This is a genomic window from Belliella calami, assembly GCF_022549695.1.
Taxonomy (GTDB): domain Bacteria; phylum Bacteroidota; class Bacteroidia; order Cytophagales; family Cyclobacteriaceae; genus Belliella; species Belliella calami.
In genome coordinates, this window is the sequence record NZ_JAKZGS010000004.1 from 317,550 (window position 1) to 335,655 (window position 18,106).

The 18,106-nt window shown below is 37.4% G+C and carries 18 protein-coding genes; 11 read left to right on the forward strand and 7 right to left on the reverse strand.

Going from position 1 to position 18,106, the window contains the following annotated elements; translation table 11 throughout:
* Positions 1 to 184 precede the first annotated feature (184 nt).
* On the reverse strand, positions 185 to 1,375 hold the full coding sequence (locus tag MM236_RS08035) for an RsmB/NOP family class I SAM-dependent RNA methyltransferase (RefSeq protein ID WP_241274446.1): 1,191 nt from the start codon (positions 1,373 to 1,375) through the stop codon (positions 185 to 187).
* 156 nt (positions 1,376 to 1,531) lie between these two features.
* On the opposite strand from MM236_RS08035, the gene MM236_RS08040 reads away from it, so the two are divergent.
* Genes MM236_RS08040 through prmC form a run of 3 tightly spaced genes read left to right on the forward strand, consistent with a single transcriptional unit; the run spans position 1,532 to position 3,032 of the window.
* Positions 1,532 to 1,816 carry a YgzB family protein gene (locus MM236_RS08040; protein WP_241274447.1) on the forward strand — a complete coding sequence of 95 codons (285 nt, stop codon included), beginning with the start codon at positions 1,532 to 1,534 and terminating at the stop codon, positions 1,814 to 1,816.
* Positions 1,816 to 2,172: a magnesium citrate secondary transporter gene (locus MM236_RS08045; RefSeq protein WP_241274448.1), complete on the forward strand. Its 357-nt coding sequence runs from the start codon at positions 1,816 to 1,818 to the stop codon at positions 2,170 to 2,172. Before MM236_RS08040 ends, MM236_RS08045 begins: the two co-directional genes overlap by 1 nt.
* A gap of 23 nt (positions 2,173 to 2,195) precedes the next feature.
* Positions 2,196 to 3,032: a peptide chain release factor N(5)-glutamine methyltransferase gene (gene prmC / locus MM236_RS08050; protein WP_241274449.1), complete on the forward strand. Its 837-nt coding sequence runs from the start codon at positions 2,196 to 2,198 to the stop codon at positions 3,030 to 3,032.
* Between the two features lie 183 nt (positions 3,033 to 3,215).
* On the opposite strand, the gene MM236_RS08055 is transcribed toward prmC, so the two are convergent.
* Positions 3,216 to 3,833, reverse strand: coding sequence for a thiamine pyrophosphokinase (locus MM236_RS08055; RefSeq protein ID WP_241274450.1), 618 nt, complete (start codon positions 3,831 to 3,833; stop codon positions 3,216 to 3,218).
* 102 nt (positions 3,834 to 3,935) lie between these two features.
* Between MM236_RS08055 and MM236_RS08060 the strand changes: the two genes are divergently transcribed.
* Both MM236_RS08060 and MM236_RS08065 read left to right on the forward strand, forming a co-directional pair.
* Complete coding sequence (locus MM236_RS08060) at positions 3,936 to 4,187, forward strand: DUF2683 family protein (protein WP_241274451.1); 252 nt, start codon at positions 3,936 to 3,938, stop codon at positions 4,185 to 4,187.
* Complete coding sequence (locus tag MM236_RS08065; protein ID WP_241274452.1) at positions 4,184 to 4,453, forward strand: Txe/YoeB family addiction module toxin; 270 nt, start codon at positions 4,184 to 4,186, stop codon at positions 4,451 to 4,453. Before MM236_RS08060 ends, MM236_RS08065 begins: the two co-directional genes overlap by 4 nt.
* Before the next feature lie 86 nt (positions 4,454 to 4,539).
* Here the strand turns inward: MM236_RS08065 and MM236_RS08070 are convergent, their stop codons facing one another.
* Positions 4,540 to 5,529 (reverse strand): dipeptidase, encoded by a 990-nt coding sequence (locus MM236_RS08070; RefSeq protein ID WP_241274453.1) that lies wholly within the window; start codon positions 5,527 to 5,529, stop codon positions 4,540 to 4,542.
* Between the two features lie 176 nt (positions 5,530 to 5,705).
* Here MM236_RS08070 and MM236_RS08075 point away from each other — a divergent pair, with 176 nt between their 5' ends.
* Genes MM236_RS08075 through MM236_RS08085 form a run of 3 tightly spaced genes read left to right on the forward strand, consistent with a single transcriptional unit; the run spans position 5,706 to position 8,934 of the window.
* Positions 5,706 to 6,218 carry a 3-hydroxyanthranilate 3,4-dioxygenase gene (locus tag MM236_RS08075; RefSeq protein ID WP_241274454.1) on the forward strand — a complete coding sequence of 171 codons (513 nt, stop codon included), beginning with the start codon at positions 5,706 to 5,708 and terminating at the stop codon, positions 6,216 to 6,218.
* Positions 6,219 to 6,266: 48 nt separating this feature from the next.
* Entirely contained in the window at positions 6,267 to 7,556 is a 1,290-nt protein-coding gene (gene kynU / locus MM236_RS08080) for a kynureninase (protein WP_241274455.1), read from the forward strand.
* 25 nt (positions 7,557 to 7,581) lie between these two features.
* On the forward strand, positions 7,582 to 8,934 hold the full coding sequence (locus MM236_RS08085; protein WP_241274517.1) for an FAD-dependent oxidoreductase: 1,353 nt from the start codon (positions 7,582 to 7,584) through the stop codon (positions 8,932 to 8,934).
* A 649-nt stretch (positions 8,935 to 9,583) separates the two neighbouring features.
* Here the strand turns inward: MM236_RS08085 and MM236_RS08090 are convergent.
* Positions 9,584 to 10,918 carry a hypothetical protein gene (locus tag MM236_RS08090; protein WP_241274456.1) on the reverse strand — a complete coding sequence of 445 codons (1,335 nt, stop codon included), beginning with the start codon at positions 10,916 to 10,918 and terminating at the stop codon, positions 9,584 to 9,586.
* A 159-nt stretch (positions 10,919 to 11,077) separates the two neighbouring features.
* On the opposite strand from MM236_RS08090, the gene rbfA reads away from it, so the two are divergent.
* Both rbfA and MM236_RS08100 read left to right on the forward strand, forming a co-directional pair.
* Positions 11,078 to 11,458: a 30S ribosome-binding factor RbfA gene (gene rbfA / locus MM236_RS08095; protein WP_241274457.1), complete on the forward strand. Its 381-nt coding sequence runs from the start codon at positions 11,078 to 11,080 to the stop codon at positions 11,456 to 11,458.
* 18 nt (positions 11,459 to 11,476) lie between these two features.
* Entirely contained in the window at positions 11,477 to 12,700 is a 1,224-nt protein-coding gene (locus MM236_RS08100) for an FtsX-like permease family protein (RefSeq protein ID WP_241274458.1), read from the forward strand.
* 7 nt (positions 12,701 to 12,707) lie between these two features.
* On the opposite strand, the gene MM236_RS08105 is transcribed toward MM236_RS08100, so the two are convergent.
* Genes MM236_RS08105 through recJ form a run of 3 tightly spaced genes read right to left on the reverse strand, consistent with a single transcriptional unit; the run spans position 12,708 to position 16,694 of the window.
* A complete protein-coding gene (locus MM236_RS08105) occupies positions 12,708 to 14,225 on the reverse strand; it encodes a GH3 auxin-responsive promoter family protein (RefSeq protein ID WP_241274459.1) in 1,518 nt (505 codons plus the stop codon).
* Entirely contained in the window at positions 14,225 to 14,962 is a 738-nt protein-coding gene (gene lptB, locus MM236_RS08110; RefSeq protein WP_241274518.1) for an LPS export ABC transporter ATP-binding protein, read from the reverse strand. Before lptB ends, MM236_RS08105 begins: the two co-directional genes overlap by 1 nt.
* Before the next feature lie 4 nt (positions 14,963 to 14,966).
* Complete coding sequence (recJ, locus tag MM236_RS08115; protein ID WP_241274460.1) at positions 14,967 to 16,694, reverse strand: single-stranded-DNA-specific exonuclease RecJ; 1,728 nt, start codon at positions 16,692 to 16,694, stop codon at positions 14,967 to 14,969.
* Positions 16,695 to 16,992: 298 nt separating this feature from the next.
* Between recJ and MM236_RS08120 the strand changes: the two genes are divergently transcribed.
* Positions 16,993 to 18,039, forward strand: coding sequence for a virulence RhuM family protein (locus tag MM236_RS08120; RefSeq protein WP_241274461.1), 1,047 nt, complete (start codon positions 16,993 to 16,995; stop codon positions 18,037 to 18,039).
* Positions 18,040 to 18,106 lie beyond the last annotated feature (67 nt).

Sequence of the window (18,106 nt, forward strand, 5' to 3'; positions counted from 1 at the left end):
TTTGAAAATACAAATCTATAAGATTCTGATAGAATGGTTGATTTTTTAAACCTTAAAATCCTAAAACCTTCAAGTATTTATGGATTTAAAGCTGCTTATTTTAACTTTTTGACTGAAATAAGATTGGGTTTTATCAATCAATAATTTGAATCCGCCAATCTGTTTCGCGTTATAGAAAATTCTATTAAGCTTTCTTTTTAAGCTTAGCAATGTAAAACCCATCGAAGCCACTTTCTTGAGCCAATACTTTTTGGTCTTCAATAAGTTCAAAAGCTTTACCCTTTTCGGAAGCCAAAAATTTTGCTACTTGATCCTGATTCTCACTAGGTAGAATACTGCAAGTGGCGTAGACCATGATTCCTCCTGGTTTCAACATTCCAGAGTAATTTTGGATAATTTCCTGTTGGATTTCTTGGACTTTCGCCACTGATTCTGGGGAGATTTTCCATTTTGTATCTGGATTTCTTCTCAATACTCCCAAACCTGTACACGGTACATCAAGCAAAAGTCTGTCAGCAGACTCTTTCAACCTTTTGATGGTTTTGTTTCCTTCGATTACTCTTGGTTCGATGATGCTTACACCGGCTCTTCTTGCCCTTAATTTAGCATTTTGAAGCTTCCACCCCTCTATGTCCATAGATAGGATTCTGCCTTTATTTTCCATCAATGCTGCTAAATGGAGAGATTTTCCACCTGCACCAGCACATGCGTCAATCACCCTCATGCCAGGTTCTACTTCCAATGCCTGCGCTACAAGCTGCGAAGAAGCATCCTGTACTTCAAACATTCCTGCTTTAAATGCTGGATTTTTGAAAATATTCTGTCTTTTGCCCAATACCAAAGCATCTTTGTAGCCTTTTGGAGCATAAGTTTCAACACCCTCCTCAGCCAACCTGTTCATTAGATCTTCTCGTGATATTTTTAATGTGTTTACACGAAGTACTACATCAGCTTGAGTGTTGAGCATTTCGATTTCTGAATCCCACATTTCCCCCAAAAGACTCTCACCCATTTCATCAAGCCACTCTGGAATTGATTGAAGTGTAGGTCTATCTTGGATTTTGTTGAATCTATGTTCCACCATCTTGGAATCGATTCCCTTGAATTCTTTCCAGTCAGGCAATTCATTTCCTTGAAGAAGCCAATATGTTCCAAATAAGTGGAATGTATTATCAGACGGGCTGACTTTATTGATCAATTTCCACCAGCGAACCATATCATAGACAGATTCCGCAATGAAGCCTCTGTCTCTCGCTCCCCATTTTGGATTGGAGCGCAAAGTTCTTTCTATAACTTTATCTGCATATCTATTATTCTTGAATATATCCTCTATGGCCGTGATGACGCCATGGACTGTACTGGTGTGAAGTTTCATGTTTGTATTTTTGAAAAAGCAAAGATAGAAAGAAAAGCGTGGAATCAGGAAAAAGAGAAAAATTCAGAATTTAATGCTGGAAATTTATCTCGGTATCATGATTGCGGTTTATAGTTATATCAAGGATTTCAGTAGAAAGATGATTAATTTTGAGTTATGGGAGAGAAAAAATGTCCCCACTGTGGGAATTGGTCCAAATGGACTACAGATGTAAATGATATTTGCGAACATTGTGGAAAGCCACTTGGCGGTCGTGATTTGGAATACAAAGAGCAGCGGGATCGTGATACAAAAGCCAATGAAGAGCAGTGGATTTTTTATATCAAAGAAACTGACAGTGAATTCGTCAAAGGCATGAAAAAAGTAGGAAACTTCTTTTACACCATTTACATGGCGATCATTACATTTTTGGCTTGGGTGATAGCTGCGCTTCCTGGTTGATGTCTGTATTTAAAAATATTTATTTCATAATCCCCTGCATCCTTTTTTGGATCAATCAAGCAGTCGAAAGATTGTTGGGAATATACATTCCTTATGTCCATGCCTACTTGGATGACCTTTTGGCGATGCCTGTTGTGTTGGGAGTGACTTTGCAAGTGTTTAGATGGATTCATCCTTCGAGAAATTTGTTCTACTTTACCAAAGTCCAGTTGTTTGTAGGTTGGCTTTATTTTTCTTTCCTCTTTGAAGTATTGCTACCCAGATGGTCAGCTACCTATACAGCCGATATTTGGGATGTACTTTGTTATGCTATAGGGACTGTTATTTTTGATAGATTGATCAATAGGAAACATTAACTTTGTCTAAATTTTAAAACTCAATGAATCTAAGATCCCTCTTCAGCCAATATTCTCAAAAACTTCAGGCTATTTATGATAAGCAAGAAGCAGAAAGTTTGGTGTTTTGGCTGTTTGAAGCTTTTCTGAAAAAAGGGAGGTCTGAAATTCTTAGAGATGAATTTATAGAAAGTGTTCCGCAAGAGTTGGACGAGGCATTATCTCAGCTTTTGGAGAAAAAACCTATTCAGTATATTCTGGGTACAGCTCCTTTTTATGGCAGGGAATTCAAAGTTAATTCATCCGTCTTGATTCCCCGAAACGAAACTGAAGAGCTTGTTCATTTGATAATCAAAGAAAATAAGCGGTTGAATCTACGGATTTTGGATATTGGCACCGGTTCGGGCTGTATTCCTATCAGTTTGGCACTTGAAATTCCCTCTTCCAAAGTGTATGCATTGGATGTAAGTAAAGAAGCTTTGGCTGTGGCAGAAGAAAATGCAGAACAGCATGAAGCAAGGGTTGAGTTTTTTCAAATAGACGTTTTGAATGAAGAGATACCGGTTAATGAACTGGATATAATTGTCAGCAACCCTCCTTATGTTTGCGAATCAGAGAAAAGCTTGATGCATGAAAATGTCCTTCAATTTGAGCCACATTTGGCCCTGTTTGTTTCAGATGAGGATCCTTTGATTTTTTATAAAGTGATCGCACACAAAGCCAAACTACATCTCAAGATTGGTGGGAAAATTTATTTTGAAATCAATGAAGCATTAGGAAATGCAACAAAAGAACTCTTGGTTGAGCTCGGGTATTCACAGGTTGAGGTATTAGAAGACCTTAATGGCAAGGAAAGGATGGTGAAGGCTGTGTGGGGTTGAATAGCTTCATGGTTTATTCAGTTAAAGAGGCATTCATATTTGAAGTACAGTTAGTAGTCGCATAGTGATCAGTGGATTATGGGTCAAGGGTTTAATTCACCATAATCGAGAAGATAATTTATTGAAATTCATCAGTAGCTTAAATCAGCCGATTTTTGACCTTAATGCAGTATACTTTTTTGCCTACACCTCCATCACAAATTCCCCAATCCAAAATGTTTTGTCTGATTTGAAAACAACTGTACCTTCTTCTACTTCAATAAAAGTCGCATAAGTAATGCGCTGGATTTGGCTATCACCCTCTTCCTGAATCTCAATAAATGTGCCTTCAGGAGCATGAAGCTGCAAACTTGCACCGGCAAACCATTTTTTGAACTGTCCATTTTTCACTGGAAAATACCTCATGGGGGCATCCCAGACCACCAAATCAAGAAATGAAAGCTTGGCTTCCAATCCGAAAACCTGCTGATGGTCAAACCCAATGATATTGACTGCCCCATGTTTGGTCGCAATCAAATACTGCAATCCTTCTTCAAGAAAATCCTCGTTGCTGACGCCTAAAAACTTAACGGGATACTGTTCCTCCAAGAGGCTGTAGTTTTCTTTTTGGAAATCCATACTTGCAATGATCAGATCAATTTTGATTCCCCAAGAAATCACTGTATGAACCTCTTCCTGAGTCACCAATACAGTCGGCGACCATTCCAAAAGCGGAGCGATATTTTCGTAGCCAAAGCCTTTTGTGTCTAGTATCAATAAAGCTGGCTCTTGTTGTTCTTTTACAAAATGGTGGGAAGACATGGTGCTTGTGTATTTTTTTAATGAAAAGATCAAACCTAAATATAAATAATTACTAACCATTGTTTTGAAACTAAAATCATTTAAAATTTGTAAATTTATTGTATGGAAAAGATCGTAGTTCAAACTAAAGATAAATCAAAGCTTGATCTAGTAAAATCAATGCTTGAAGCTATGCGTATTGACTTTAAAGTAGTCACGGATCATGTTTTAAATGAAAATCCTTCACCAAGTGGAGATCCGTATTTTGATAACCCAAAAAATATTGAAAACATACTCGAAGGAGTAAAGCAATTGCAATCTGGGAAGGTTGTTAAATTGAGCAAAGATCAACGCAAAAAAATGCTAGACTTGTGAGTTTTGAAATCACCTTTACTAAGATTGCCGAAAAGGATCTCTTAAGGCATAAAAATTCTGGAAATAAAAAGCTCATCAGAAAGCTTGATCAATTATTAGACGAACTTGAAGAACATCCTGAGACTGGTACAGGCAAACCAGAAAGATTGAAGAATAATCTTTCTGGATTGTGGTCAAGAAGAATAAATCATGAACATCGTCTTGTTTATTCTATTGATGGTAAAAAAGTTATAGTCACTGTAATTTCAGCTTATGGACATTATTAAAAGGCTATGATACGATAGCCTTTTTTTGTGACGAAGCTGATTCATATTGGTTGATTACTAGACCTTACTTTTGGAATCAGTTATTCTCACCTCCAAGTTCTCAGAAAAAAGTCCTTTGCATTCTTGAAAGCTAATTTTTCTAGCTGATCTTGGCTTAATTTTTCAGAAAGAGTTTTCAAAACATCTGGATATTTACTGGCATTTTCCACATTGGGGAAATAAAACGGAATCCTGCCTATATCCGGAAAACCAACCGTATAGAAGAAGTCTGCACCAAAGCAGATTTGATCTTCGGCGCCTTTTTCAAAACCATATAAAATGTGCTCGTAGATCCTGTTTGGATCTTCTGTATCGAGAAATGCCCTTAAGAAATTCACCCCAATAATGCCTTTTCTATGGATTATTTCTTTGACAAATTCATCTGTCAGGTTTCTTTTATGATTCCATATAGACCTGAAGTTTGAGTGGCTCGCGATAACGGGTACGTGGAGATTAGTCTTGTCAATATGGTTGAGAATACCTTCTGCAAGCAAGTCGGATGTATGGGAAAGGTCTATGGCTATTTTTTTTCCTGACATATAATCAAGTAGTCTTTTCCCATCATCTTTGAGCCCGATTCCTTCAGTATAATTTCCACCACCAAACCGATTTTCTTTGTGGTGCGTCATGCTGATGTAAGCAACTCTTCCTGTTTTCTCAATGATTTTGTCTAATCGGTCAAATGCAGCTTGAATTGGGGCAGTTTCATTCGCCAATCCAGATGCGCTCTCTATTGCAGCCAAGAGTCCGATTTTATCTTGATTTTCTAAACTATTCAAAAATTCAAAATCTGCTAATGTTAAGTCCTCAGCGAAAGTTTTTTGAATAGATTGAAAATGGTCAACTTGCTTGTCGGCAAAATCCATACTCCCTGAAACCACATCAGTGAAAATCGCCATCACCTGCATTTTTACATTTCCTGTTTTCAAAAAAGGTAAAGCACAAGCAATATCTTCTGTTTTGTCGGCTCTCGCTCCTGGCACATTAGCCAAGTAAGAAAGTAAGTCACAATGGGTGTCAACTATCGGGGTTTTCATAAAGTCAGTTTGAATCAGATATCAAAGAAACTCAAAAAATGACAGTTTTTTTATACTTTTAGACTTCTTTTGAGTTAAAGAAAATAGCGAGTTCCAGATTAACATTGCTTAGCTCATAAGTTTAGTCATTTATTACAGTGAATAAATCAAATATTTAATTTCCAACTGACAGCAACATGCCTATCTCCAAGCCTATAAACTTCACCAAATGGATAGATGAAAACCGACATCTCCTCAAACCTCCAATCGGAAATCAGCAAATCTATAAAGAGAATGAAGACTTTATCGTGATGGTGGTCGGTGGGCCAAATTCAAGAAAGGATTATCATTACAATGAAGGGGAAGAATTTTTCTTTCAAGTCGAAGGAGACATCACACTAAAGATAGTAGAAGAAGGAAAGCCAAAAGATATAGAAATTAAGGAAGGTGAAATCTTCTTATTGCCACCTCGAACTCCCCACAGTCCAAGGAGACCGGCAAATACGATTGGTTTGGTCTTTGAAAGATATAGAAGAAAGGGTGAGAAGGATGGCTTTATTTGGCATTGTGAAAATTGTGGTGAAAAGCTCTATGAAGAGTATGCAGAAGTCACTGACATTGTCAATCAACTTCCACCGATTATGGAACGTTTTTGGTCAAATCCTGAAAACACCAAGTGCAAAAGCTGTGGAACGGTCATGAAAAAATAGGCCTCAGTTTTCTAATTTAAATCAAAAATTACCCAAATAGAAAATATAATGTCAAACCAAGTCAACTTTGAGTTCAGTATAGATTTTGCGGAAAAAATGGATGCGGAAGATCCATTAAGAGATTTTCGATCTAAATTTATTTTTCCAAAGGTAAACGGAAATGAGGCCATTTATTTTTGTGGAAATTCCCTCGGGATTCAGCCAAAAGCCACCCAAGCTTATATCCAAAAAGAGCTTGACAACTGGGCAAACATGGCTGTTGATGGACATTTTCATGGTGAAGACGCTTGGTATCATATTCGCAAAAAATCAAAACCAGCACTGGCAGAGATTGTAGGAGCCCACGAACATGAAGTTGTGGCAATGAATAATTTGACATCCAACCTTCATTTTTTGATGGTTTCATTTTATCAGCCTACAGCAGAGAGGTACAAGATAATTACCGAAGCTGGGGCTTTTCCTTCTGATATGTATATGCTGGAAACCCAAGTCAAATTTCATGGCTTAGATCCTGATGAAGTAATTGTAGAAATCGCACCAAGGGCAGGAGAGCATACGCTGAGGACTGAGGATATTTTACAAACGATTCAGGAACATGGAGATCAGTTAGCATTGGTGATGATGGCTGGATTACAATATTACACTGGACAGCTTTTTGATATGAAAGCTATAGTCGAAGCTGCCCATAAAGTAGGTGCTTATGTTGGGTTTGATTTGGCGCATGCCGCAGGCAATGCCCAATTGGGTCTTCATGATTGGCAAGTTGACTTTGCTACATGGTGTAGTTACAAATACATGAATTCTGGACCTGGGAATGTTTCCGGAATATTTGTACATGAAAAACATGCAGAAAAGCCAGAATTGCCTCGATTTGCAGGTTGGTGGGGACATGATGAAGGTCAGCGATTTAAGATGGAGAAAGGCTTTGTGCCCATGTTTGGAGCTGATGGCTGGCAATTGGCAAATTCAAATGTATTGGCATTGGCAGCACACCAGGCTTCTTTGGAAATATTTATGGAAGCTGGAATTAAGAACTTAAGGAAGAAAAGCGAAACTTTAACAGGTTATTTGGAGTTTTTAATTCATAAAATAAACGGAGATAGTGGGGTAATTGAAATAATAACACCGAAAAACGAAAACGAAAGAGGCTGTCAGTTATCTTTGCTCGTTCATAAAGGAGGCAAAGCTGTTTTTGATGAATTTTATCAAAATGGAATAGTTGGTGATTGGAGAAATCCAAACGTGATCAGAATAGCTCCTACACCACTTTATAATAGCTTCATGGATGTATTCAGGTTTGCCCAAGTCCTGGAACAATCTCTCCGAAAGTTTGCATAAAAATAAGGGTATTGAATTGGAAGTGATGGAAAAAAATGAAATTAGCATCTTAGGAGCCGGATTGATTGGGTCTCTTTTGAGCATTTATTTGAAAAAAAGAGGACTTGATGTTTCTATTTTTGAAAAAAGACTAGACAACAGAAATTCACAATATAAAGAGGAAGGCCGATCGATCAACATGGCGCTAAGCGACCGTGGTTGGCGTGCTTTGGAAAAAATAGGTCTAAAAGACAAAATCATGCCCCTTGCCATTCCGATGTATGGAAGGAGAGTTCATGACGAACATGGAAAAACTACATTTATCCCATACGGAAAAGACGATCAAGCAATATATTCTATTTCCAGAGGCAGGTTCAATAGGGTCCTGATTGATGAAGCTGAAAAAGAAGGTGTAAAGCTCAATTTTGGACACAGGTGTGACCATGTCAATATTGGCAAAGGTGAGCTACATTTTACTGTTGGAGAAGAAAGAAGTCAGCTTCACTCTAATGTAATCATAGGAGCTGATGGTGCTTATAGCTCGCTAAGGATGGCTATGCAAAAGCAAGCTAGGTTCAATTATAAGCAAGAGTATATTTCCCACGGCTACAAAGAATTGACTATTCCGGCTACAGCAGAAGGGGAGTTTGCCATGGATCCAAATGCACTTCATATTTGGCCGAGAGGGAAATTTATGCTGATTGCTCTACCAAATCCTGACAAATCATTTACATGTACTTTGTTCTTGCCTTTTGAAGGGACAAAAGTATGTTTTGACAAAATCAATGATGAGGTAGATATCAAAAGTGTTTTCAAAACACATTTTGATGATGCCTACAAGTTAATGCCAAATTTGACTGAGCAATATTTTAACAACCCAACCTCAGCATTGATCAATATTGAGTGTTTTCCTTGGGTTCAAGATAGGGCCTTGCTAATAGGTGATGCTTCCCATGCAATGGTTCCATTTTATGGTCAAGGAATGAACTGTGGTTTTGAAGATTGTTTTATTTTGGATAGCTTGATTGATAAGTTTGGAACGACTGCTTGGGATTTGATTTTTGCAAAATTCCAGAAAATGAGGAAGCCAGATACAGATGCTATTTGTCAATTGGCAATGGAAAATTTTGTAGAAATGAGAGATGCTGTTTCGGATCCTAAATTTCTTTTAAGGAAGAAAATTGAGGCAAAACTGCATGCATTGTACCCGAATGATTGGGTGCCTCTTTATACGATGGTTACTTTTTCTGATATGCCTTACTCAGAGGCTTATGCCCAAGGAAAATTACAGGAGGCAATTATGGATAAGGTTATGTCAAGCCCTTTGATAACTCAAAATTGGGACAAGTTGGATTATGGAGATATCATAGATCAAATGGATGCTGCAAAAGCTGTCTAACCAATTAAGCTAATCCAAGAGAGTTATTTCCCTTTGGGAGATCTCTCTTGGTTTCTGGTTGACTTCATAATTTTTCTTTACCAAATGATGTTTACTGAAGTGGCCTCAAGCTAAATCAGCTGATTACAATTTTCCAGATCATTTATATTGACTATGACTATAATGACTCTTGGATCTGGGAAAACTGATTATTTTTGATTTGGTAAATACAGAAAAATCCCTCCTATACAGCTCTAATCAAACAAGTAAAAAAACAAGTGTTTTTTATCCACAATTTACTAAAGTTATCCACACTTAGGTTTTGATTGTGTTTAAGGTCTTGATTGTCAGTTATTTATGGATAAAATTTAAATTAAAGATTTGTGGATAATCATCTGTAAATGAGATTATTAAATATGTGTATCCGCTTTTTTGCACCTAGACAATCAATAGAATGTTTGATGAACGATTTGAGGTTCTGTTGACTGTTCATAGTTGTCCGTTGCCGAGAATCCACAACACAAAAACCGCTTCTTAGCCAACGTGCAACATTGCGGATACTCTTATAGTTAAAAATATTTAAGTATTTTATTGTTTAGGCTCTACTGAAGTAAAATTAAATTTCATCTTTTGAAATGAACTGATAGATTCCATGATGTTCTGTCTTCTTTTACTTGAGAAGGTATATATGAGGTTCCGTTTTTTGGTATAGTTTTTCCAGCTGTGGGATTCTTTGAATTAGATTTTCGAACACACTTTCTTCATCAATAATCACCTCAGGCCTCTCAAGCAAAAACTCCTGATAGACCATGGCCATGTCAGCATAATCGTCAAAATCTTTCAGGATTCTATTGGACAATTTACTGTTTAGGTAAGATGTGGCCAGACTTGCTTTTTTATAATAAGCGATATCATCTCCAAGAACTAATATTCTTTTTCCTCTAGTAAATTCATGTTTGGTTTGGTGGACAATAGCGTAGTTATCAAGCTTTCCTGAACTTTTTTGATAAGCCAACCATGTGTAGCCTACTAAAGGGACGCCCAAAAACAAGATAACTGCAAAAGTATTTAATATTTTTGCCTGCGTAAGGTAAATAAATATTTGACTGATAAAATAGGTTAAAGCTGGTATCAATATAATCCATTGGTATGGAGTTCTTCTATTTGTCAAGAATATTGAAAAGACGGCGAATATAAGAAATATAATGATTAACTGCCTTTGCTTTTGCTGATTGACAGTGATCATTTTGAACCATATTCCGACAAAATAACCAGTCAAACTAAGAAAAATAGGTAAAGCAAAAAGAACCAGTATGTCCTTCAGACTGACATGTGGATAGACATCAATAATTCGAGTGGCAAAAAAATATTCAAATATAAACTCAGGCAAAGCGTCCATCCAAAAGTAGTATAAAGTACACAAAGCTATTGGCAACAAGTATCCCACCAAAGAAAGTACAAATTGATTGAAGGAAAATCCGCTGACTACAATTCCTGATACTATTAGGAATGGCAAGAAAATTACCAAAGGAAAATGAAAACATGTCGCAATACCTCCAAATACGCCTACCAATAGGACTGAATCTGAACCTTCTTTCTGCAATACTGTCTGTGAAAAAAGTTGGCCAAGAGCCAAAACTATAAATGTCCCTCCCATCAATGAAGGGGAAATCGTCAAGAAATCAAATGAAAGATGGAAGAGTACAATCATTACGACGGCTGGTATGTATGTATTCTCTTCAAATGATCTGTATTGAATAAATAGTGTATTGACGTAGGCTACCTGAAATAAAATAATCAAAGCCGCAATCAGTTTATACATAAGTATGTTCTTGCCAAAAACTAAATGAATAATCCAATATACGCCAGCAGAGAGGGGTCCTGTGTCATCTACTACGTCTTGGTACATATGAAATCCACTAGACAAACGCTCACCAGCAAGCATCCAAATAAGCTCTGGCTGTGTCATTGGGGCTTGTAATACCCAATAGTAAATTCCACTCAAAACAATAAGTATGAGCAAGACCCCAATCATTCGAAAAGGATCGTTTATTTTAAAAAAACTGAGCAAAATCTATTTGATGTTAAAAGGTGTGACATTCATGACCCACGAAATTAAAGGTTACTCATTTAATTCACTAAATTTGTACCAACTATTATTGATATGGAAAGTAAAAGACAACAAAAATATTCTAAACTGATTCAAAAGGAACTTGGTGAGATTTTCCAAAAAGAAGCTAAGTTGCTCGTTGGTAATGCGATGGTCACTGTTGTAAGGGTTATTATGAGCCCAGATTTGAGTGTTGCAAAAATCAATCTCAGCTTGCTATTGGCAAATAACCAAGACTTGTTTGAGAAAATAAACGACCATAAAAAGGAAATTCGTAAATATCTTGGCAATAGAATTGGGAAAAGTGTTCGAATTATTCCTGAATTGGCATTTTTTATGGATGAATCAGCTTCATATGCGCAGCATATGGACAAAGTGATTTCTTCATTGGATATTCCGGAAGCATCGGATGAAGATGAGGAAGATGAAGATTAATTTCAAATAGCCATTTCTTTGAACCTCTCCTATTTCATAGCAGCCAGATATTTCCGCAGTAAAAAGAAGCGGAACTTTATCACGATTTTGTCTCGGATCTCCATGGTAGGAGTCGCGATAGGCACGATGGCGCTTGTCATTGTGCTTTCTGTATTCAATGGTTTGGAAGATTTGGTAAGAGGATTATATGCTTCTTTTGACGCTGAATTGAAGATAGAGGCTGTTCAGGGAAAATCCTTTCTTTATGATGAGGATTTTATTTCTAAAATCACAAATACAGAAGGTGTAGAAGTAGTTACAGAAGTAATTGAAGACAATGCACTTTTCAAATATAAAGATTACCAGCATCTTGCTAGGCTAAAGGGAGTTTCAGAAAATTATTTGGATCAGGGAAGATTTGAAGAAGGGTATGTGTGGGGAAATCTAGAGCTTGGGACTGATTCCCAACCGAAGGCTATCATTGGAAGGGGAGTGGGTTTTTACCTTTCTATTGATATTGAAAATGAGTTTGAGCTGCTCCAAGTCTTTTATCCCAAAGCTCCTCGAAATGCGGGTACCTTAGACCCAAGACAGCTTTACGCTAGAAATGTGATCAAGCCTGCTGCATTTTTTAGCATCGAAAAAGAGTTTGATGACAATTATATCATTGCTCCAATAGGATTTGTAAGGGATTTGTTGAGTTATGGACAAAAACTAACTTCTATTGAAATAAAAGTTCATGAAGGTTATAGAATCTCTACCGTGAAAAACAATCTTAAAACAGTCCTAGGACAGGATTTTTCTGTAAAAGACACGGATGAACAGCATGCAGGATTGCTCCGAACCATCAAAATCGAAAAACTATTTGTCTTCATTACTCTTAGCTTCATTTTGGCAGTAGCTTCTTTTAATATTTTCTTTTCCCTTTCGATGATGGCTATAGAAAAGAAAAAAGATACTGCCGTGCTCATAGCGATGGGTGCCAAAACTGATTTGATCAAAAAAATCTATATGAAGCAAGGTGCAATAATTGCGTTTTCAGGTGCTATCATTGGCTTGGTTTTAGGGTATTTGGTCTGCTTGGTACAATCCACTTTTGGGATTGTATCCTTGGGAATCAGCTCATCGGTAATTGATAGCTATCCTGTCAAAATGATTTGGACTGACTTTCTATGGACAAGCATTGCAGTGATTACGATCACCTTTGTGGCTTCCTACAGACCTGCAGTCATTGCTTCGAAAGTAAAATCTACGGATTTGTAATAATTTTTTAGACCAATTTCAAAATCTCATCAATATATTCCCTTGTATTGGATAATCTTGGGACTTTGTTTTGGCCGCCCAGCTTGCCACGGGATCGCATCCAAGACTCAAACAAACCTTCGGATACCAAATGAATCTTCGGTTCTGTCAATGCCAAATCTTTATACCGCTTGGCATCATAGTCGGAATTGATTTCTCTCAATGATTTGTCGAGTGTGGTTTTAAATAACTCGGGATCATTTGGCAAAGTCTTGAACTCGACGATCCATTCATGTGCACCTTTTGATTTTGAATCATTGAAATAAACTGGTGCAGCTGTAAAGTTGATAATGCTTGCATGGGTTTTGTCTGCAGCCATCTGAATAGCTTTTTCAGCATTTTCTACGATCACCTCTTCACCGAAAGCATTTATAAAATGCTTGGTCCTGCCGGAAATTTTGATTCTGTATGGGAAAGTACTAGTGAATTTGACTGTATCGCCAATCTTGTATCTCCAAAGTCCTGCATTTGTTGAAATCAAAATGGCGTAGTTTTTACCGACTTCTACCTCACAAAGAGGGACTACTTTTGGTTGAGATTCATCCCATTCATCCATAGGAATGAATTCATAGAAGATGCCATAATCTAGCATGAGCAAAAGCTCCTCTGAATCTTTTTGGTCTTGTATCCCAAAAAAACCTTCTGAGGCATTGTAAGTCTCCATGTAGTGCATTTTTTCGGAAGGAATCAATTCTTTGAACAGACTTCTGTACGGGCCAAAAGCAACGGCTCCATGAAAAAAAACTTCCAGGTTTGGCCATACTTCTAGAATGTTTTTGGCATTTTTCAATTCTAAAACCCGCTGCAAAAGCACAATGGTCCAAGTTGGAACTCCTGAAATGCTAGTGACATTTTCATGCATGACTTCTCTAGCCATCCGATCTATTTTCGCTTCCCATTCTTCCATCAAAGCAATGTCAAGGCTTGGTGTTCTGGCCATCTGTACCCAAATAGGAAGGTTTTGCGTAATCACCGCAGAGATGTCTCCTACTTTGCTGGAAAGGTTGGGAGATATTGGGTTTGGGGCTAAGCTTCCTCCGATCGTCAATGCTTTACCTGAAAACAACTTGCTGTCAGGATAATTATTGACATAAAGAGAGATCATGTCTTTGCCTCCCTTGAAATGGCATTCTTCCAAAGATTCTTGTGAGACTGGGATATATTTGCTTCTACTGGAAGTTGTTCCGGAGGACTTAGAAAACCATTCGATTTCGGTATTCCAAATTACGTTTTGTGATCCCTTCATAGTCTTTTCTATATAGGGTTTCATTTCTTCATAATCATGAATTGGGACTTTTGAAGCAAAGTCTTTGTAGTCTTTGATTTTGGAAAAATGATGTTTTTTTCCAAAATCAGTTCTTTTGGCGTCATCGATTAGTTCAAAAAGAATTTCTTCCTGAGTATCTATCGGATTTTCCATGAAATTTTTGATTTGACCAATTCGATTTTTAAAAATCCAAGTCATAAAAGTATTGACCACTTCCATCAATTAAACACTTTACGTTTCAATTCAAAATTTTGCCCTAAATACACTCTCCTTACCTGTTCATCTGCTGCCAACTCTTCTGCTGAACCTGCTTTTAGTAATTTGCCCTCAAACATTAAGTATGCTCTATCTGTGATAGAAAGGGTTTCATTCACATTATGATCTGTGATAAGGATTCCAATATTTTTGTTTTTCAATTTGGCTACTATAGTCTGAATTTCTTCTACCGCTATAGGATCTACCCCAGCGAAAGGCTCATCTAGCAATACAAATTTAGGATCAACTGCCAATGCCCGGGCGATTTCGGTTCTTCTTCTTTCACCACCTGATAGTACCATTCCAAGATTTTTTCTAACATGTGTCAATGAAAATTCTTCCAGAAGACTTTCGACTTTTTCCTTTCGGTCAGCTTTTTTCATTTTGGTCATCTCCAATACCGCCATGATGTTTTCTTCTACAGAAAGCTTCCGAAATACAGATGCTTCTTGGGCAAGATATCCTATTCCCAATTGTGCTCGCTTGTACATGGGAAGGGAAGTTATATTTTTATCATCCAAAAAAATCTGACCTTCGTTAGGCTGGATCAATCCAACTATCATATAAAAAGACGTGGTCTTGCCAGCTCCATTTGGTCCAAGTAACCCAACTATCTCACCTTGTTTTACTTCCACAGAAATGTCATTTACCACTTTTCTGCTCTTATAGATTTTGACAAGGTTATCTGCCTTTAGAATCATCATATCAATCGAATTTTATGTCTTTGACGTACAGTTGCAAGCTACTATTGTTCCTGAAAGTATTTTCTCTAATTTCAAATGCAAGGTCAAACCTCATTTTCTGTTTGAGCATCTTGTAAACGATTTCATCTTCGTATTTGGTTCTGTCTGCCATTCCAAATGCAATACAAACGGGTTTGGTTACCTGTCCATTCTGTACGACATTGAAGCGAAGATGTTTTTCCTTAAGGATCCTGACATCTTCTGCATATACTTGATTGGCGTAGAAAATGGGCTCTGGATTCCCCGGTCCAAAAGGAGCCATCTGCTTGAGGATATTGTAAAATTTATAATTGATCTGATCCAGCAGGATTTCATCATCCACCTCCAATACTGGCATCAAATGTACATCTTGAATTCTTGAACTGACTACTCTTTCGAATTTTTCTTGAAAAGCTGCCACATTTGCGACTGACATTGTTAGCCCGGCAGCATATTTATGCCCACCGAATTGCTCTAGCAAGTCACTACATTCGCTGATAGCTTCATATATATTGAAGTCATAAACAGACCTTGCGCTTCCTGTAGCTTTGTTGTTGGATTCGGTAAGGATGATTGTAGGTCGGTAGTATTTTTCTATACAGCGTGAAGCCACGATTCCGATGACGCCTTTGTGCCAATCTTCTTTAAATAGAACTGTCGATTTCATCTGCTGGACAACATCCCTTTCTTCAATCATCTGGAGGGCTTCCCTAGTGATGTTTTCATCAAAATTTTTCCTTGCTGCATTGACAGTATCCACGATTTCTGCCCTTCGCATAGCATCGTCTAGATCTTTTGAGATCAACAATTCCACAGAGGCTTTTGCATGCTCCAATCTTCCTGAGGCGTTGATCCTAGGCCCAATTTTGAATACAATATCCGATATATCAATCTCTTTTTCGACCAAATTACTTTTCAACATCAATGCCTTGATGCCAGGTCGTGGGTTGTTGTTCAACCTTTCTATTCCATAAAATGCCAAGATTCTATTTTCCCCCGTGATAGGAACGATGTCTGCCGCAATACTGATGGCCAACAAATCTAGGTATGCAGTCACTTTGGAAGCATCTTTATTTGTTTTCATTGCATAACCCTGGATCAATTTGAATCCAACACCACATCCGCTCAACTCCTTGTATGGATAGTTGCAATCCAATCTTTTTGGATCTAAAATTGCCACGGCAGGTGGCAACTCTTCTCCCGGTGTATGGTGATCACAAATGATAAAATCTACCCCAAGCTCCTTGGCCAACTTGACTTTTTCAATGGCTTTGATACCACAATCCAATGAGATGACCAATTTGAAATTCTCTTCTGCAGCATATCTTACCCCACGCTCCGAAATGCCATATCCTTCTTTGTACCGATCTGGGATGTAAAACTCCAAATGCTGGTAAAATTGACTCAAATATCCGTAAACCAAAGCTACGGAAGTAGTACCATCTACATCATAGTCTCCATAGATCAAAATCTTTTCCTCAGCAGCGATTGCATGGATCAATCGATCCACTGCTTTGTCCATATCCTTCATCAAATAAGGGTCATGGAGCTTATCCAAATCTGGGCGAAAATAGTCTTTTGCTTTCTGAAAAGTATTGATACCCCTGTTGACCAGCATATTGGCCAAAGTTTCATTGACATTGATTTCACTACTTAAAGAAACTACATTTTCTATATCCGCCTTTTCCCTGATCTTCCAGTTGTACACCATAAGGCTAAATTACTAAACTGTATGGCTATTTTTATAAAGGCCTTGAATTAATTTGTTCTTTTCTGATAAACTGGATTATTGTTTATATTTTAATATGTGTAGTTTTCTGAGAAAATTAAAAAATTGAGGGCTAATTTGAAGGGTGAAAATGTATCGGTTGACATTGGATAGAATTAACATGTATGTTGAATAGCGAAATTACCATTTGCAACCTTTTTAAAATGGTACCGAGCGTTTGGAGTATGAGGAGATGTTGCAGAAAGTTACGCTGTTTGCGAAATTGAAAAAATGAAGAAAAATGAGCAGGAAGGAAAACAAGAAATCGGAGTCAAAGGAGATAATCCGTTCTTCTTCAGCTGAATACCTAACTTTTATTGCAGCTACTGGAGAAGGAGGAGTTGAAGCTATTTATGCAGATGAAAATATTTGGCTATCACAAAAAATGATGGGTACGCTTTATAATGTAGAAACTCATACTGTGAATTATCACCTCAAAAGGATTTTTTATGACAGTGAATTGGAGGAAAGCGCAGTTATTCGAAATTTTCGAGTAACTGCCAGAGATGGCAAAAGCTATGACACAAAGCACTATAGCCTTTCAGCCATTATTGCTGTTGGGTATAAAGTAAACTCTGAACGTGCTGTACTATTTCGCAAATGGGCTACACAAATAGTTCAGGAGTTTACAATAAAAGGTTTTGCAATGGATGATGAGCGTCTAAAAAATGACGGCACTATTCTCGGCAAAAAATACTTTGAAGAACAGCTGCAACGCATCAGGGAAATCCGTTTGAGCGAAAGGAAGTTTTATCAAAAGATAACAGATATTTATGCAACAGCTATTGACTATGACTTGAGTGCGCAAGCAACCAAACGTTTTTTTGCAAACGTACAAAACAAACTGCATTGGGCAATACACGGCCAAACAGCGGCAGAAGTAATTATAAAAAGAGCAGACCACCAAAAAGAAAATATGGGATTAACCAATTGGCAAGATGCTCCGAAAGGTAAAATTCAAAAATTCGATGTGAGCGTGGCTAAAAACTATTTATCCGAAAATGAAATGCAACAGCTTCAACGTTTAGTGTCTGCATATTTAGATATTGCAGAAGATATGGCCAACCGTCAAATCCCTATGACTATGGAAGATTGGGAAAGTCGTTTAAATAAATTTATAGAAGCTACCGATAGAGAGATATTACAAAATGCAGGCAAAGTAACTGCTGAAATTGCCAAAGCGCACGCAGAAAGTGAATTTGAAAAATATAGAATAATTCAGGATAGATTATTTGAAAGTGATTTTGATAAAATCATCAAAAATCAACTTCCGCCTAAAAAAGATTAAAAGGTGCCAAATAATTATACCTAACACACAACCAAACAAGGGAATGCAAATGAACAAAACCTTTTGG

Coding starts and splice junctions, on each gene's coding strand:
- MM236_RS08045 (WP_241274448.1), top strand. CDS start 1,816: ATGTCTGTATTTAAAAATATTTATTTCATAATCCCCTGCATCCTTTTT.
- MM236_RS08055 (WP_241274450.1), bottom strand. CDS start 3,833: ATGTCTTCCCACCATTTTGTAAAAGAACAACAAGAGCCAGCTTTATTG.
- MM236_RS08105 (WP_241274459.1), bottom strand. CDS start 14,225: ATGGAAGTGGTCAATACTTTTATGACTTGGATTTTTAAAAATCGAATT.
- MM236_RS08070 (WP_241274453.1), bottom strand. CDS start 5,529: ATGAAAACCCCGATAGTTGACACCCATTGTGACTTACTTTCTTACTTG.
- MM236_RS08035 (WP_241274446.1), bottom strand. CDS start 1,375: ATGAAACTTCACACCAGTACAGTCCATGGCGTCATCACGGCCATAGAG.
- recJ (WP_241274460.1), bottom strand. CDS start 16,694: ATGGTGTACAACTGGAAGATCAGGGAAAAGGCGGATATAGAAAATGTA.
- kynU (WP_241274455.1), top strand. CDS start 6,267: ATGTCAAACCAAGTCAACTTTGAGTTCAGTATAGATTTTGCGGAAAAA.
- rbfA (WP_241274457.1), top strand. CDS start 11,078: ATGGAAAGTAAAAGACAACAAAAATATTCTAAACTGATTCAAAAGGAA.
- MM236_RS08075 (WP_241274454.1), top strand. CDS start 5,706: ATGCCTATCTCCAAGCCTATAAACTTCACCAAATGGATAGATGAAAAC.
- MM236_RS08060 (WP_241274451.1), top strand. CDS start 3,936: ATGGAAAAGATCGTAGTTCAAACTAAAGATAAATCAAAGCTTGATCTA.
- MM236_RS08085 (WP_241274517.1), top strand. CDS start 7,582: ATGGAAAAAAATGAAATTAGCATCTTAGGAGCCGGATTGATTGGGTCT.
- prmC (WP_241274449.1), top strand. CDS start 2,196: ATGAATCTAAGATCCCTCTTCAGCCAATATTCTCAAAAACTTCAGGCT.
- MM236_RS08040 (WP_241274447.1), top strand. CDS start 1,532: ATGGGAGAGAAAAAATGTCCCCACTGTGGGAATTGGTCCAAATGGACT.
- MM236_RS08120 (WP_241274461.1), top strand. CDS start 16,993: ATGAGCAGGAAGGAAAACAAGAAATCGGAGTCAAAGGAGATAATCCGT.
- lptB (WP_241274518.1), bottom strand. CDS start 14,962: ATGATTCTAAAGGCAGATAACCTTGTCAAAATCTATAAGAGCAGAAAA.